This is a genomic window from Enterobacter cloacae complex sp. BZL2005 (assembly GCF_049238885.1).
Classification (GTDB): domain Bacteria; phylum Pseudomonadota; class Gammaproteobacteria; order Enterobacterales; family Enterobacteriaceae; genus Enterobacter; species Enterobacter roggenkampii.
Map to the genome: position 1 here is coordinate 627745 of NZ_JBMKGI010000001.1, position 14224 is coordinate 641968.

Sequence of the window (14224 nt, forward strand, 5' to 3'; positions counted from 1 at the left end):
TTTATCTTCCCGTTTCGCTCAACTTAGTATAAAAAAGCAGGCTATTTCGTCTATCCCGTAAAGACTTGCATACCCAGGAGCTTCACCTTGAACATTTCCAGGATTTCCCGTCTGGCGTTAGCGCTCGCCTTTGGCGTGACCTTATCCGCATGCAGTTCAACCCCACCGGATCAGCGCCCTTCTGAGCAGGTCGCGCCCGGTACCGCCTCCCGCCCGATTTTGTCCGCTGATGAAGCGAAGAACTTCGACCGTGCGCACTACTTCTCGTCGATGGATCCTAACGCTGCGCCGTGGACCCCGTCTTCTATTAACCTGCCGAAACAGCCTGACTTCGTGGTTGGCCCGGCAGGTGCGCAGGGCGTAACGCATACCTCTATTCAGGCTGCGGTTGATGCTGCCATCACGAAACACAGCGCGTCTCGCCAGTACATCGCGATCCTGCCAGGCGAATATGAAGGCACCGTGTATGTTCCGGCGGCACCGGGCAGCATTACGCTTTACGGTCTGGGCGAAAAAGCAATCGACGTAAAAATTGGCCTGGCGATTGATTCTGAAATCGACAGCAACACCTGGCGTCACCTGGTGAACCCGGCCGGTAAATATATGCCGGGCAAACCGGCGTGGTACATGTTTGATAACTGTCAGAGCAAGCGTTCCGCCACGGTTGGCGTGATGTGCTCTGCGGTGTTCTGGTCCCAGAATAACGGTCTGCAGCTGCAGAACCTGACCATTCAGAATACCCTGGGCGACAGCGTTGACGCCGGTAACCACCAGGCCGTCGCGCTGCGCAGCGATGGCGATAAGGTGCAGATTAACAACGTCAACATTTTGGGTCGTCAGAACACCTTCTTCGTGACCAACAGCGGCGTGCAGAACACCCTGCAGAATAACCGTCTGACCCGTACGCTGGTAACCAACAGCTACGTTGAAGGTGACGTGGATCTGGTCTCCGGCCGCGGCGCGGTGGTATTTGATAACACCGATTTCCGCGTGGTGAACTCACGTACCCAGCAGGAAGGTTACGTGTTTGCTCCGGCAACCCCGTCGAACCTCTTCTTCGGCTTCCTGGCCGTGAACAGCCGCTTTAACGCTGCCGGTGACGGCGTGGCGCAGCTGGGACGCTCCCTGGACGTGGACGCGGCGACCAACGGTCAGGTTGTGATCCGCGACAGCGCGATCAACGAAGGCTTCAACATGGCGAAGCCGTGGGCGGATGCGGCGATCTCTAAACGTCCCTTCTCCGGCAATACCGGTGCGGTGGACGATAAAGGGAACGTGCAGCGCAACCTGAACGACGCTAACTTCAACCGCATGTGGGAGTACAACAACCGCGGTCTGGGTAGCAAAGTGGTTGCTGAGCCGAAGCAGTAAGCTGTCCTTTTGCCGGGTGGCGGCTTTGCCTTACCCGGCCTACAGGTTATGTAAGCCCGGTAAACGCACTGCCACCGGGCATAAAAAAACCTCGCATTCGCGAGGTTTTTTGTTTTAAGCCACTTAGTGAGCGTTAACCACCACCCACATCGGCCCCTGGCCTACGGCGTAGCGCCCTTTCTCTTCCAGCAGCCCCTGCTCGCCTTTAATTTCATACAGCGCGATGTGGTGGGATTTCTGCCCCGCCGCAATCAGGTATTTGCCGCTGTGATCGATATTAAAGCCGCGCGGCTGGGTTTCCGTCGGCTGGAAGCCTTCAATCGCCAGCACGCTGCCGTCTTCAGAAACGCTAAACACGGTGATCAGGCTGGAGGTGCGGTCACAGGCGTACAGATGACGGCCATTTGGCGTAATGTGAATATCCGCCGCCCAGCGGGTGTCGGAGAAATCAGACGGCATCATGTCCAGCGTCTGCACGCACTCAATCTGACCGTTTGGATCTTTCAGCTCCCATACGTCCACGGAGCTGTTCAGTTCGTTGACCACGTAGGCGTACTGCTGGTTCGGATGGAAGACCATATGACGCGGGCCCGCGCCTTCTACCGTCGTGACTTCAGCTGGATTCTGCGCCACCAGGTGACCATCGTCGCTCAGGGTGAACAGGCAGATACGATCCTGCTTCAGGGCAGGCACCCACAGCGTGCGGTTATCCGGAGAGATATTCGCCGAGTGGCAGCCTTCCAGCCCTTCCACCACATCCACGGTTTCGACCGGAATGCCATCTTCCAGACGCGTTACGCTGACGCAGCCCGCATTATACGAGCCGCTGAAGACAAAGTTGCCTTTACGATCGGTTGAGATATGGGTTGGACTGCCCGGCAGCGGCGCTTCAGCAGTGTAAGTCAGCGCGCCGTCGTCCGGAGAGATGCGATAGGCCAGCACGCGAAACTCCGGGCGCACACCCACGTACAAGAAACGTTTATCCGGGCTGATGACCATCGGCTGTACCTGGCCTGGCACATCAACAACCTGAACCAGCGTGAGTGTCCCTTCGGTATTTAAGCGCCAGACGTGGATCTGCTGGCTTTCAGGACTGGCGGTATAAACGGTTTGTTTCATGAATATTCACTCCTCACTGCGCATGAAAGTAATTAACTTTTGACGGTGAATGCTGAATTGTCGACAGGAATTTTGAAGCATTCGCCTCTCGGTGTACCATCCCATCAAAACGTAAATTCAATATTAACCCGGGAAAACAGATGACCTCGCGTGTGATTGCTCTGGATTTAGACGGTACCTTACTGACGCCGCAAAAAACCCTTCTCCCCTCTTCTCTGGAAGCGCTTAAACGCGCGCAGGAAGCGGGATATCAACTCCTTATCGTAACGGGTCGACATCACGTAGCCATTCACCCTTTTTATCAGGCACTGGCGTTAGATACACCTGCAATTTGTTGTAATGGCACTTATTTGTATGATTATCAGGCAAAAAAGGTTTTAGCCTCCGACCCGCTGCCGGTTCCTCAGGCGCTGCAACTGATTGATCTGCTGGATGAGCATGCCATTCACGGCCTGATGTATGTGGATAACGCAATGGTCTACGAGCGCCCTACCGGCCACGTGGTGCGCACCAGCAACTGGGCGTTGTCCCTGCCTGAAGCGCAGCGTCCGGTCTTTACCCAGGTATCCTCCCTGCGTCAGGCAGCCCAGGACGTTGAGGCTATCTGGAAATTCGCCCTGACGGATGAAGACACGACCAAACTGAATACCTTCGCGAAGCACGTCGAGGAAACGCTGGGGCTGGAGTGCGAGTGGTCCTGGCACGATCAGGTAGATATTGCCCGCAAAGGCAACAGCAAAGGCAAGCGTCTGACGCAGTATGTGGAATCACAGGGCTGGTCAATGCAGGACGCGATCGCCTTCGGCGACAACTACAACGACATCAGCATGCTGGAAGCCGTCGGTACGGGCGTGGCGATGGGCAATGCCGACGACGCGGTAAAAGCGCGCGCTAACGTGGTGATTGGCGACAACACCACCGACAGCATCGCGCAGTATATTTATACCCACCTGCTGTAATCAGGCGGTGATCGAGACGCTCTTAATTTGCGCGTAAAGCCACAGGCCGGGTTTGATCCCTAACTCATCCCTGGCCCACGGGCTGATGCGCGCCCAGAGCGTCCGGCTTCCCACCTCGAGCTTCACTTCCACCTGGCCGTTATCATCAAAACACTCCGCGACTTTGGCGCGCAGGATATTTCGAATACTGGTTTGCAGCGGCGGCTGCAGCACCAGCGAGACGTCTGATGCCTGAATACGAATACGCAGCGCGGACTGCAACGGCTTGTCGATCTTATTGACCCACAGGTGCTGATCGCCGAGCGCCAGCGCCGTCATCGCGTAGTGCGGATGGTGTTCCAGCACGCTCACCTTCAGAATGCTGCTCTGCTGTTCCCGGGGTAACCACGGGTGCATTACGCTGCTGCCCCACACCTCTTCCAGGTTGCCGAAGGCCTTGACGCTGCCCTCTTCCAGCACCAGCACTTTGTCGGCCAGATGGAGGATCTCATCCAGCGAATGGCTGACATAGAGCATCGGAATATTAATTTCTCGCGTCAGGCGCTGCAGGTAGGGCAGGAGCTCACGTTTGCGCGGAATATCCAGCGAGGCCAGCGGTTCGTCGAGCAGCAGCAGTTCGGGCGCGGTCAGCAACGCGCGGCCAATGGCTACGCGCTGTTTTTCTCCGCCGGAAAGCGACGAGGGCAGTCTGTCGAGCAGTGGCTCAATGCCTAAAAGCGTCACCAGCTTATCAAACTGTCCGGCCATGCTTTTCGCCATGCCGTAACGCAGGTTGCCGCGCACGCTGTAGTGCGGGAATAAGCGCGCGTCCTGGAAAACATAGCCAATGCGGCGTTTATCCGGCGTGAGATACACCTTGTTTTCCACGTCGTTTAAGACGCGGTTATTCAATACAATCCGTCCTGACTGCGGGCGCGTCAGGCCGCTGATGGCATTTATCAGCGACGTTTTTCCCGCCCCCGAGACGCCAAAGATGGCAGTGATACCGCTTGCAGGCAGCGTCTCGTTAAGCGTCAGGGTATGGTTTCCCAGCGTCTGGGTGAAATTCAGTTCCAGCATGCTTATTTCCCCATCCGCTCACGGCTCAGCCGCGCCAGCCATTCCGACACCAGCAGCGATACCAGGGCTAGTACGATTGAGATGATACACAGCCGCGCCGCGGCGCCTTCTCCGCCCGGCGTTTGAATCAGGGTATACATGGCCGACGGAATCGTTCGCGTCTCGCCGGGGATGTTCGAGACGAAGGTGATGGTCGCGCCAAACTCGCCCAGCGAGCGGGCGAAGGCCAGTACCGTCCCGACAATAATGCCGGGTAACGTCAGGGGAAGCGTGATGGTGAAAAAAACGCGCCAGCGCCCGGCACCCAGCGTACGGGCCGCCTGTTCGAGCTTCATGTCCACGCCTTCCAGCGCGAGGCGGATCGCCCTCACCATCAGCGGGAATGACATTACCGCCGCCGCCAGTACCGCACCGCGCCAGCTAAACGCAAAGGTCAGCCCAAACCAGTCGTAAAGTTTTTCGCCAATAAAACCGCGTCGCCCCATGGAAATTAACAGCAGATAACCGACCACCACGGGCGGCAACACGAGCGGAAGATGAAGCACGCTGTCGAGCAGCGCTTTGCCGGGAAACCGACAGCGAACCAGTAGCCAGGCAAAGAAGATCCCAAAGGGCAAACTCAGCGCAACCGCCAGGGAAGAGACTTTAAGGCTCAGCAGAACAGCCTGCCATTCAGGATCGGTCAATATCATCAGTGAGTCGTAAATCCGTAACGTTTAAAGATTGCGGACGCTTCCGGCCCCTTCAGATAATCGCGGAAGGCCGTCACGGTCGCATTTTTATGTCCATCAACAATCGCAACAGGATATTCCACTTTCTTGTGGGAGTCTTCCGGGAACGTTGCCACCACTTTCACACCCTTACTGGCAACGGCATCAGAGCCATACACAATGCCCAGCGGGGCTTCGTTGCGTTCCACCAGCGCCAGCGCGCCGCGGACATCTTCCGCCGGGGCCAGCTTCGGTGACAATGTCTCCCATGCGCCCAATTTTTGCAGCGCTTCTTTGGCGTAGATCCCGGCCGGAACGTGCTCCGGATCGCCCACCGCCAGGCGCCCGCCGTTCAGCAGACTTATCCAGTGGGTCTCTTTGTTGATGGTGAAGTCAGCCTGCGCGCTGGCTTTTGGCGCTACGACAACCAGGCTATTCCCCAGCAGCGTTTCGCGGGTTGCCGCATCAATCGCTTTCTTCTCCACCGCGTAATCCATCCACTTCTGGTCAGCCGAGATGAACAGATCCGCCGGCGCGCCCGCTTCTATCTGGCGAGCGAGCGTCGAAGAAGAGGCAAAAGAGGAGATCACCTCGACGTTTTTCTCTTTTTTATACGCCGCCGCGATATCCTGCAGCGCGTTGGTCAGCGACGCCGCCGCAAAGACCGTGATTTTACCCTCATCCGCCAGCGCGTGTCCGGTAAGGGAAAGCGTCAATGTTGCCCCTGCAAAAAGGCGTACCCATGTACGTGCCATCTGTAACTCCTGTGAGTAGCGCTATATACACATTAATATAACGGTAACGTCAGGGAGATCCCAGCGTTTAATCGTACCGCTGAAGAGGTAAACCGGCGTAGTGCGTTAAAGAGTATCGGCGAAAACGGGAAAATCTTGAGAGCAAAACGCCCGGGCAAGCCGGGCGTTTTGGGGGGAATCAATGCTGCTTTTTAGCCTGGTCTCTGTGACCAATGTTCGAAAAGACGTTGAACACTTCACCCAGGCCGTAGATGGCACCGAGGATGATGGCCATCACTACTGGTACCATGATCACGGCGAATACCAGACTTTTCAACAACTCTAACATGGTTTTCTCCAGATATTGTGAACAGCTTATTCTACCCTTTCAACTGAGAAAAACATCCCCTTTTGTGCGGTACCCTTTGCGCCCTGCACCATTTGGGTCACAATACCCTTTTTGCCAGGACACTGTTATGCAGGCCGAAATTCTTCTCACACTCCGACTTCAGCAAAAGCTTTTCGCCGATCCGCGACGTATCGCCCTGCTTAAACAAATAGAACAAACGGGCTCGATTAGCCAGGGGGCGAAAAACGCGGGCATCAGCTACAAGAGCGCCTGGGACGCCATCAACGACATGAACACCCTGAGCGAACAGCCGCTGGTGGACAGAGCCACGGGCGGCAAAGGCGGCGGCGGTGCAATCGTGACGCGTTATGGCCAGCGCCTTATTCAGCTTTACGATCTGCTGGCCCAGATTCAGCAAAAAGCGTTCGATGCGTTAAGCGATGACGATCACGTTCCGCTGGACAGTCTGCTGGCCGCCATTTCCCGCTTCTCGCTACAAACCAGCGCCCGCAACCAGTGGTTTGGTACGGTGACGGCGCGCGACAATCTGCAGATACAGCAGCATATTGAGATCCTGCTTGCCGATGGCACCACCCGTCTGAAGGCCGCCATAACGGCGCAAAGCGCGGAACGTCTTGAACTGGATGAAGGGAAAGAGGTGCTGGTGCTCCTGAAGGCGCCGTGGGTCAGTATTACACGCGATCCCGACGCGGCAAAGACAGCAGATAACCAGCTGCAGGGCACCATCAGCCATATCGAACGCGGCCAGGCGCAGTGCGAAGTGCTGATGATCCTGGCAGATGGGCAGCCGCTTTGCGCGACCATACCGCTCAGCGAGTCGGACAACTTAGAAGAAGGTGCTGCCGTCACCGCGTATTTCAACGCGGACCGGGTGATTATCGCCACTTTGTGCTGAGCACATTGACAATCTTACCGACAGTGCGTATCCCTGATATCTGGTGCTGCAAAAACAGGGATAAACCATGTCATCATTGCATATTTCGCAAGGCACGTTTCGTCTTAGCGATACCCGAACGCTGACAATTGCTGATTTGACGCTACGCGCGGGTGAAAGCTGGGCGTTTGTCGGCACAAACGGCAGCGGTAAATCCGCGCTGGCCCGCGCGCTGGCCGGAGAGCTCAACCTCCTCAAGGGCGAATACCAGAGCGACTTTACGCGCCTGACGCGCCTGTCGTTTGAACAATTGCAAAAGCTGGTCAGCGACGAGTGGCAGCGCAACAACACCGATTTGCTCAGCCCTGGCGAAGAGGATACCGGCCGTACGACGGCGGAAATTATTCAGGATGAAGTGAAGGATCCCGCCCGCTGCCAGCGCCTGGCAGAACAGTTCGGTATCACCCCTCTGCTGAACCGGCGCTTTAAATACCTTTCGACCGGCGAGACGCGAAAAACGCTGCTTTGTCAGGCGCTGATGAGCGAACCTGAACTGCTTATTCTGGACGAACCGTTCGACGGTCTTGACGTGCAGTCCCGGGCGCAGCTGGCGTCTCTGCTGGCGTCGCTTAATCAGCAGGGATATACCCTCGTGCTGGTGCTTAACCGTTTTGATGAAATTCCGGACTTTATCCAGCACGCGGGCGTCCTGGCCGACTGTAACCTGACAGAGACCGGCGAAAAAACCGCGCTGCTTAAGCAGGCGCTGATTGCCCAGCTCGCGCACAGCGAACAGCTCGACGGTATTACCCTTCCGGAACCCGACGCCCCGTCGGCGCGCCACGCGCTTGATCCCCACCAGCCGCGCATCGTGCTACGCGATGGGGTGGTCGCTTATGACGATCGCCCCATCCTTAATCACCTCAACTGGACGGTCAATCCAGGTGAGCACTGGCAGATTGTCGGCCCCAACGGCGCGGGGAAATCCACGCTGCTGAGCCTGATTACCGGCGATCATCCGCAGGGCTACAGCAACGACCTCACGCTGTTCGGTCGGCGTCGCGGCAGCGGCGAAACCATCTGGGATATCAAAAAACATATCGGCTACGTCAGCAGCAGCCTGCATCTGGATTACCGGGTCAGTACCACGGTACGCAACGTGATCCTCTCCGGGTATTTTAACTCCATCGGCATTTATCAGGCGGTGTCGGACAAACAGCACAAGCTGGCCCAGCAGTGGCTGGACATTCTGGGCATGGACAACCGGGTTGCTGACGCGCCGTTTCATAGTCTTTCGTGGGGGCAGCAGCGTCTGGCGCTGATCGTTCGCGCGCTGGTGAAACACCCTACGCTGCTGATCCTCGACGAACCGCTGCAGGGACTCGACCCGTTGAACCGCCAGCTTATCCGTCGCTTTGTGGATGTCCTGATTAGCGAAGGTGAAACGCAGCTGCTGTTCGTTTCACATCATGCCGAAGATGCCCCCTCCTGCATCACGCATCGCCTGGAGTTTGTTCCGGACGGTGAGCACTATTACTATCGGCAAAGCAAAATCGATTAATCCCCGGAGGGCACCGCCCTCCGTTTTTCAGATAACCTGCACTAATACATTGCTATCCCGTTGATCTACAATGCCTCACTGTAGCTGAAAATCGGATTTTAAAAACAGTGTAAACGATTCCACTATTTTATCCCATGTCACACTTTTCACGTCTCTGTTATGCTATGGTTATTACATACCATAAGCCCAATGGAGCGAAATATGCGAGTTCTGGTAACAGGTGGTAGCGGTTACATCGGTAGTCATACCTGCGTGCAGCTGCTGCAAAACGGCCATGACGTCATCATTCTCGACAACCTGTGCAACAGTAAGCGCAGCGTGCTGCCTGTGATTGAACGTCTTGGCGGTAAACACCCGACGTTCGTGGAAGGCGACATCCGTAACGAAGCGCTGATGACCGAGATCCTTCACGACCACGCCATTGAAGCGGTGATCCACTTCGCGGGTCTGAAAGCGGTCGGTGAATCCGTTGCTAAGCCGCTTGAGTATTATGACAACAACGTCAACGGCACCCTGCGTCTCATCTCCGCCATGCGTGCGGCCAACGTCAAAAACTTCATCTTTAGCTCTTCCGCCACCGTCTACGGCGATCAGCCTAAAATCCCTTACGTTGAAAGCTTCCCGACCGGGACGCCGCAGAGCCCGTACGGCAAAAGCAAGCTGATGGTGGAGCAGATCCTGACCGACCTGCAAAAAGCCCAGCCGGAGTGGAGCATCGCGCTGCTGCGCTACTTCAACCCGGTCGGTGCGCATCCGTCTGGCGATATGGGGGAAGATCCGCAGGGCATTCCGAACAACCTGATGCCGTATATCGCCCAGGTTGCCGTAGGCCGCCGCGAGTCGCTGGCGATTTTTGGCAATGACTACCCGACCGAAGACGGCACCGGCGTGCGCGACTATATCCACGTGATGGATCTGGCCGACGGCCACGTTGCGGCCATGCAGCAACTGGCGGATAAACCGGGCGTGCATATTTACAACCTCGGCGCCGGCGTCGGCAGCAGCGTGCTGGACGTGGTTAACGCCTTCAGCAAAGCCTGCGGCAAGCCGGTGAACTACCACTTCGCACCGCGTCGTGAGGGCGATCTGCCTGCTTACTGGGCCGACGCCACCAAAGCCGACAAAGAGCTTAACTGGCGTGTTACGCGCACGCTTGATGAAATGGCACAGGATACCTGGCACTGGCAGTCACGCCACCCGCAAGGCTATCCGGACTAAGGATCCGTCATGACGCAATTTAATCCCGTCGATCATCCGCATCGTCGTTTTAACCCGTTAAGCGGGCAATGGATTTTAGTTTCTCCGCATCGCGCCAAGCGCCCCTGGCAGGGGGCGCAGGAGACGCCTGCAAAACAGACGCTGCCGCAGCACGACCCGGACTGCTTCCTCTGTCCGGGCAACACGCGCGTCACCGGGGATAAAAACCCGGACTACAAAGGCACCTTCGTGTTTACCAACGATTTTGCCGCCCTGATGACCGACACGCCGGACGCGCCGGAAAGCCACGATCCGCTGATGCGCTGTGAAAGCGCGCGCGGTACCAGCCGCGTGATCTGCTTCTCCCCCGATCACAGCAAAACGCTGCCGGAGCTGAGCGTTGAGGCACTGAAAGAGGTGGTCAGCACCTGGCAGGCGCAAACCGCCGAGCTGGGTCAAACTTACCCATGGGTGCAGGTGTTTGAAAATAAAGGTGCGGCCATGGGCTGCTCTAACCCGCACCCGCACGGCCAGGTCTGGGCGAACAGCTTCCTGCCTAACGAAGCTGAGCGTGAAGACCGCCTGCAAAAAGCGTATTACGCGGAAAACGGCTCGCCGATGCTGGTGGATTACGCGCAGCGTGAGCTGGCCGACGGCAGCCGTACCGTGGTGGAGACCGAACACTGGCTGGCCGTCGTGCCTTACTGGGCCGCCTGGCCGTTTGAGACGCTGCTGCTGCCGAAAGCGCACGTGCAGCGCATCACCGAACTCAGCGACGCGCAGCGCGACGACCTTGCCCTGGCGCTGAAAAAGCTGACCAGCCGTTACGACAACCTGTTCCAGTGCTCCTTCCCGTACTCCATGGGCTGGCACGGCGCACCGTTTAACGGGGAAGAGAATCAGCACTGGCAGCTGCACGCCCATTTCTATCCGCCGCTGCTGCGCTCTGCGACGGTGCGTAAATTTATGGTGGGCTACGAAATGCTGGCAGAAACCCAGCGTGATCTGACGGCGGAACAGGCGGCTGAACGTCTGCGTGCCGTTAGCGACGTCCACTATCGCGAATCAGGAGTCTAAAAATGAGTCTGAAAGATAAAACACAATCCCTGTTTGCTGAGAAATTTGGCTACCCTGCCACCCACGTAATTCAGGCACCTGGCCGCGTCAACCTGATTGGTGAACACACCGACTACAACGACGGCTTTGTGCTGCCGTGCGCTATCGATTACCAGACGGTCATCAGCTGCGCGAAGCGCGACGATCGCCAGGTTCGCGTGATTGCGGCGGATTACGGTAATGAAACGGACGCGTTTTCCCTCGATGCCCCGATTGTGACGCACGACAGCCAGCAGTGGTCTAACTACGTGCGCGGCGTGGTGAAGCATCTGCAGAAGCGTAATAAAAACTTCGGCGGCGCCGATTTGGTCATCAGCGGCAACGTGCCGCAGGGGGCGGGCTTAAGCTCCTCTGCGTCTCTGGAGGTCGCCGTGGGCACCGTGTTCCAGCAGCTCTATCATTTGTCGCTGGATGGCGCGCAAATCGCCCTGAACGGCCAGGAAGCGGAAAACCAGTTCGTGGGCTGCAACTGCGGCATCATGGACCAGCTGATCTCCGCGCTGGGCAAAAAAGAGCACGCGCTGCTGATCGACTGCCGCTCGCTGGGCACCAAAGCCGTTCCCCTGCCAAAAGGCGCGGCTGTCGTGATCGTCAACAGCAACTTTAAGCGCACGCTGGTGGGCAGCGAGTACAACACCCGCCGCGAGCAGTGCGAAACCGGCGCCCGCTTCTTCCAGCAGCCCGCCCTGCGCGACGTCACGCTCAATGAATTTAACAAAGTGGCGCACGAGCTGGATCCGATCGTCGCCAAACGCGTTCGTCACGTGCTGACGGAAAATGCCCGTACCGTTGAAGCCGCGTCCGCGCTGGCGAAAGGTGACCTGAAACGCATGGGTGAACTGATGGCGGAATCTCACGCCTCCATGCGCGATGATTTTGAAATCACCGTGCCGCAGATCGACACCCTGGTGGAGATCGTCAAAGCGGTCATTGGCGACAAAGGCGGCGTGCGCATGACGGGCGGTGGTTTTGGCGGCTGCATCGTTGCGCTGGTGCCTGAGGATTTGGTCCCTGCTGTACAGGACGCCGTGGCGAAGCAGTACGAAGCAAAAACAGGTATCAAAGAAACCTTCTATGTTTGCAAAGCATCACAAGGAGCCGGACAGTGCTAAACGAAACACCTACCCTCGCACCGGATGGTCTGCCGTATCGCCTGTTAACCCTGCGCAATCGCGCGGGGATGGTGGTTACGCTAATGGACTGGGGTGCAACCCTTCTTTCAGCACGCGTACCGATGCCGGACGGCAGCGTGCGCGAAACCCTGCTCGGCTGCGCCTCACCCGAGCAGTATGTTAATCAGTCTGCCTATCTGGGCGCATCCGTAGGGCGCTATGCGAACCGCATCGCGAAGAGCCGTTTTGAACTCGACGGCGTGCAGTACACCCTGCTGCCAAGCCAGGGTGAGAACCAGCTGCACGGCGGCCCGGACGGGTTTGATAAACGCCGCTGGAAGATTGTTCGTCAAAACGACGGCGAAGTGCTGTTCTCGCTGGATTCGCAGGACGGCGATCAGGGCTTCCCGGGTAACCTTATCGCCTCCGCGCGCTTTACATTGACCGACGACAACCGTATCGCCATTGAATACCGTGCGACGGTCGACAAGCCGTGTCCGGTCAACCTGACCAATCACGCGTACTTTAATCTGGACGGTAACCAGTGCGACGTGCGGAACCACAAGCTTCAGATCCTGGCGGATGCGTATCTGCCGGTTGATGAGATGGGCATTCCGTACCAGGGCCTCAAAGACGTGAGCGGCACCAGCTTTGACTTCCGCAGCGCGAAATCCATCGCCCAGGATTTCCTGAGCGATGACGACCAGCGCAAGGTGAAAGGCTACGACCACGCGTTCCTGCTGCAGGCTAAAGGCGATGTGAAACAACCTGCCGCACAGGTCTGGTCCACCGATGAGAAGCTGCAGATGACGGTTTATACCACCGCTCCTGCCCTGCAGTTCTACTCAGGTAACTATCTCGGCGGCACGACGGCGCGCGAACACGAAGAGTACAGCGACTGGCAAGGCCTGGCGCTGGAGAGCGAGTTCCTGCCGGACAGCCCGAATCATCCGGAATGGCCGCAGCCGGACTGCGTGCTGCGCCCGGGTGAAGAGTACGTTAGCGTGACGGAATATCATTTTATTCCACATTAATATTCAGCCCTCCTTCTGGAGGGCTTTTTTCTGTGCGCCTTGCTGAAAATAGCGCCGATCGCAGACAAAATCATAACCCTGGATTCACAAGCATCTTACACTCAGAGACTATTTTCGCTATGGTTAGGGTTAAGCGTTGCTGCTGGCACGGCCACGGCAATATAATGAGAATTGTTATCATTCTAAAAATGCTTGAGGAGTAAGAGATGGCTATTACTAAGCTGGTTCTGGTGCGTCACGGCGAAAGCCAGTGGAACAACGAAAACCGCTTTACCGGTTGGTACGACGTTGATCTGTCCGAGAAAGGCGTAAGCGAAGCAAAAGCAGCAGGTAAACTGCTGAAGGAAGAAGGCTTCAGCTTTGATTTTGCTTACACCTCTGTGCTGAAACGTGCCATCCATACCCTGTGGAACGTGCTGGACGAACTGGACCAGGCCTGGCTGCCGGTTGAGAAATCCTGGAAACTGAACGAGCGTCACTACGGTGCGCTGCAGGGCCTGAACAAAGCGGAAACCGCTGAGAAATACGGTGACGAGCAGGTTAAACAGTGGCGTCGCGGCTTCGCGGTCACCCCACCAGAGCTGACCAAAGATGACGAGCGCTACCCGGGCCACGACCCGCGTTACGCGAAACTGACCGACGCTGAGCTGCCAACCACCGAGAGCCTGGCGCTGACCATCGACCGCGTTGTGCCTTACTGGAACGAAACCATTCTGCCACGTCTGAAAAGCGGCGAGCGCGTGATTATCGCCGCTCACGGTAACTCCCTGCGTGCGCTGGTGAAATACCTGGACAACATGGGTGAAGACGAAATTCTCGAACTGAACATCCCAACTGGCGTACCGCTGGTGTATGAGTTCGACGAAAACTTCAAGCCAATCAAACACTACTACCTGGGTAACGCGGACGAAATCGCAGCGAAAGCGGCGGCCGTTGCGAACCAGGGTAAAGCGAAGTAATTTTCGCTGACCATAAAAAAAGCGCGGAACCGTCCGCGCTTTTTTATTT

General features: G+C 57.0%; 14 protein-coding genes. 9 read left to right on the plus strand and 5 right to left on the minus strand.

The window, feature by feature from the left end:
* Positions 1–87 precede the first annotated feature (87 nt).
* The gene (locus ACOTXI_RS03190; RefSeq protein ID WP_058654736.1) at positions 88–1371 is read left to right on the plus strand and encodes a putative acyl-CoA thioester hydrolase; all 1284 of its coding nucleotides are present in this window, start codon (positions 88–90) and stop codon (positions 1369–1371) included.
* Between the two features lie 123 nt (positions 1372–1494).
* On the opposite strand, the gene pgl is transcribed toward ACOTXI_RS03190, so the two are convergent.
* The gene (gene pgl / locus ACOTXI_RS03195) at positions 1495–2490 is read right to left on the minus strand and encodes a 6-phosphogluconolactonase (protein ID WP_023292974.1); all 996 of its coding nucleotides are present in this window, start codon (positions 2488–2490) and stop codon (positions 1495–1497) included.
* 140 nt (positions 2491–2630) lie between these two features.
* Here pgl and ACOTXI_RS03200 point away from each other — a divergent pair, with 140 nt between their 5' ends.
* Positions 2631–3449, plus strand: a complete 819-nt coding sequence (locus tag ACOTXI_RS03200; RefSeq protein ID WP_008501122.1) for a pyridoxal phosphatase — start codon at positions 2631–2633, stop codon at positions 3447–3449.
* On the opposite strand, the gene modC is transcribed toward ACOTXI_RS03200, so the two are convergent.
* The 4 genes from modC to ACOTXI_RS03220 all read right to left on the minus strand — a co-directional run bounded on the left by modC (position 3450) and on the right by ACOTXI_RS03220 (position 6301).
* The gene (gene modC, locus ACOTXI_RS03205; RefSeq protein WP_008501121.1) at positions 3450–4508 is read right to left on the minus strand and encodes a molybdenum ABC transporter ATP-binding protein ModC; all 1059 of its coding nucleotides are present in this window, start codon (positions 4506–4508) and stop codon (positions 3450–3452) included.
* A 2-nt stretch (positions 4509–4510) separates the two neighbouring features.
* Positions 4511–5200 carry a molybdate ABC transporter permease subunit gene (gene modB, locus ACOTXI_RS03210; protein ID WP_023326931.1) on the minus strand — a complete coding sequence of 230 codons (690 nt, stop codon included), beginning with the start codon at positions 5198–5200 and terminating at the stop codon, positions 4511–4513.
* The gene (gene modA, locus ACOTXI_RS03215; RefSeq protein ID WP_058654738.1) at positions 5200–5973 is read right to left on the minus strand and encodes a molybdate ABC transporter substrate-binding protein; all 774 of its coding nucleotides are present in this window, start codon (positions 5971–5973) and stop codon (positions 5200–5202) included. Before modA ends, modB begins: the two co-directional genes overlap by 1 nt.
* A 178-nt stretch (positions 5974–6151) precedes the next feature.
* A complete protein-coding gene (locus ACOTXI_RS03220) occupies positions 6152–6301 on the minus strand; it encodes an AcrZ family multidrug efflux pump-associated protein (RefSeq protein ID WP_008501118.1) in 150 nt (49 codons plus the stop codon).
* Positions 6302–6428: 127 nt separating this feature from the next.
* Between ACOTXI_RS03220 and modE the strand changes: the two genes are divergently transcribed.
* The 7 genes from modE to gpmA all read left to right on the plus strand — a co-directional run bounded on the left by modE (position 6429) and on the right by gpmA (position 14175).
* A complete protein-coding gene (modE, locus tag ACOTXI_RS03225; RefSeq protein ID WP_058654740.1) occupies positions 6429–7217 on the plus strand; it encodes a molybdenum-dependent transcriptional regulator in 789 nt (262 codons plus the stop codon).
* A 67-nt stretch (positions 7218–7284) separates the two neighbouring features.
* Complete coding sequence (modF, locus tag ACOTXI_RS03230; RefSeq protein ID WP_421633865.1) at positions 7285–8757, plus strand: molybdate ABC transporter ATP-binding protein ModF; 1473 nt, start codon at positions 7285–7287, stop codon at positions 8755–8757.
* 201 nt (positions 8758–8958) lie between these two features.
* On the plus strand, positions 8959–9975 hold the full coding sequence (gene galE, locus ACOTXI_RS03235) for a UDP-glucose 4-epimerase GalE (RefSeq protein WP_008501115.1): 1017 nt from the start codon (positions 8959–8961) through the stop codon (positions 9973–9975).
* Positions 9976–9984: 9 nt separating this feature from the next.
* The gene (gene galT / locus ACOTXI_RS03240; RefSeq protein WP_008501114.1) at positions 9985–11031 is read left to right on the plus strand and encodes a galactose-1-phosphate uridylyltransferase; all 1047 of its coding nucleotides are present in this window, start codon (positions 9985–9987) and stop codon (positions 11029–11031) included.
* A 2-nt stretch (positions 11032–11033) separates the two neighbouring features.
* Positions 11034–12182: a galactokinase gene (galK, locus tag ACOTXI_RS03245; RefSeq protein WP_008501113.1), complete on the plus strand. Its 1149-nt coding sequence runs from the start codon at positions 11034–11036 to the stop codon at positions 12180–12182.
* On the plus strand, positions 12176–13216 hold the full coding sequence (galM, locus tag ACOTXI_RS03250) for a galactose-1-epimerase (protein ID WP_021241010.1): 1041 nt from the start codon (positions 12176–12178) through the stop codon (positions 13214–13216). The genes galK and galM overlap by 7 nt, the downstream gene beginning before the upstream one ends.
* Before the next feature lie 206 nt (positions 13217–13422).
* The gene (gpmA, locus tag ACOTXI_RS03255; protein ID WP_008501111.1) at positions 13423–14175 is read left to right on the plus strand and encodes a 2,3-diphosphoglycerate-dependent phosphoglycerate mutase; all 753 of its coding nucleotides are present in this window, start codon (positions 13423–13425) and stop codon (positions 14173–14175) included.
* The last annotated feature ends 49 nt before the right edge of the window (positions 14176–14224 follow it).

What these genes read in the sequence shown, in the direction of transcription:
- modC (WP_008501121.1), bottom strand. Translation starts at nt 4,508, where the DNA reads ATGCTGGAACTGAATTTCACCCAGACGCTGGGAAACCATACCCTGACG.
- gpmA (WP_008501111.1), top strand. Translation starts at nt 13,423, where the DNA reads ATGGCTATTACTAAGCTGGTTCTGGTGCGTCACGGCGAAAGCCAGTGG.
- galK (WP_008501113.1), top strand. Translation starts at nt 11,034, where the DNA reads ATGAGTCTGAAAGATAAAACACAATCCCTGTTTGCTGAGAAATTTGGC.
- modE (WP_058654740.1), top strand. Translation starts at nt 6,429, where the DNA reads ATGCAGGCCGAAATTCTTCTCACACTCCGACTTCAGCAAAAGCTTTTC.
- galE (WP_008501115.1), top strand. Translation starts at nt 8,959, where the DNA reads ATGCGAGTTCTGGTAACAGGTGGTAGCGGTTACATCGGTAGTCATACC.
- modB (WP_023326931.1), bottom strand. Translation starts at nt 5,200, where the DNA reads ATGATATTGACCGATCCTGAATGGCAGGCTGTTCTGCTGAGCCTTAAA.
- modA (WP_058654738.1), bottom strand. Translation starts at nt 5,973, where the DNA reads ATGGCACGTACATGGGTACGCCTTTTTGCAGGGGCAACATTGACGCTT.
- modF (WP_421633865.1), top strand. Translation starts at nt 7,285, where the DNA reads ATGTCATCATTGCATATTTCGCAAGGCACGTTTCGTCTTAGCGATACC.
- galT (WP_008501114.1), top strand. Translation starts at nt 9,985, where the DNA reads ATGACGCAATTTAATCCCGTCGATCATCCGCATCGTCGTTTTAACCCG.
- pgl (WP_023292974.1), bottom strand. Translation starts at nt 2,490, where the DNA reads ATGAAACAAACCGTTTATACCGCCAGTCCTGAAAGCCAGCAGATCCAC.
- ACOTXI_RS03220 (WP_008501118.1), bottom strand. Translation starts at nt 6,301, where the DNA reads ATGTTAGAGTTGTTGAAAAGTCTGGTATTCGCCGTGATCATGGTACCA.
- ACOTXI_RS03200 (WP_008501122.1), top strand. Translation starts at nt 2,631, where the DNA reads ATGACCTCGCGTGTGATTGCTCTGGATTTAGACGGTACCTTACTGACG.